2 protein-coding genes are annotated in these 511 nt (G+C 74.8%); both read right to left on the bottom strand.

What is annotated here, in order from left to right:
• Positions 1–190: hypothetical protein (locus HMPREF0731_RS22930; protein WP_007006672.1), on the bottom strand; the 190-nt coding region annotated here is incomplete at its 3' end.
• A gap of 138 nt (positions 191–328) precedes the next feature.
• On the bottom strand, positions 329–511 hold a 183-nt coding region (locus HMPREF0731_RS22925; protein WP_007006671.1), incomplete at its 5' end, for a hypothetical protein.

The raw sequence follows: 511 nt of genomic DNA, 5'->3' as shown, positions 1-511 counted from the left end.
CGGGGCGGCTGATGCGCGGCTCCAGGCGCTCCGGCCCGCGCTCGGCCACGGCGCGGGGCGTCGCGGGGGGGGCGGCGAAATCGCCGAAGGTCGCGGCCTCCTCGGCCAGGTCATGGCTGGCGGCCGAGAGGTCGATGCGCTCGAAGGTGATTCGCGGCTCCCCGCCGCTGGGCTTGCCAAAAATGCTCATGACGAATCCCGTTCTAGGATGGCCCCGGCCGGGGACGGTCGTGCTGGGCCGGGCGGCGGGGTGCCGCTGCGTGCCCTTTCTAGGTTTTTCGCACAGCCCATGCAAACATTTTCGCAAAACGCGGCGTGGCGGCGCGGGTCAGGCAACCGGGTCGGCGCGGGCGCCGGCCAGCAGCAGCGCCTCGTCCAGATGCCGGCCCTGGTTCAGCGCCTGGGTCAGGCCGGTCAGGCGCAGCGCCTCGGGCCGCAGGCCGGGGCGCTCCAGCGCCTCGCCCAGGGCGGCGATGGCGCGGGTGGCGGCGGCGAGGTCAAGGCCCGGCAG

Source organism: Pseudoroseomonas cervicalis ATCC 49957 (assembly GCF_000164635.1).
Taxonomy (GTDB): Bacteria; Pseudomonadota; Alphaproteobacteria; order Acetobacterales; family Acetobacteraceae; genus Pseudoroseomonas; species Pseudoroseomonas cervicalis.
This window is presented reverse-complemented; position numbering and strand designations above follow the sequence as displayed.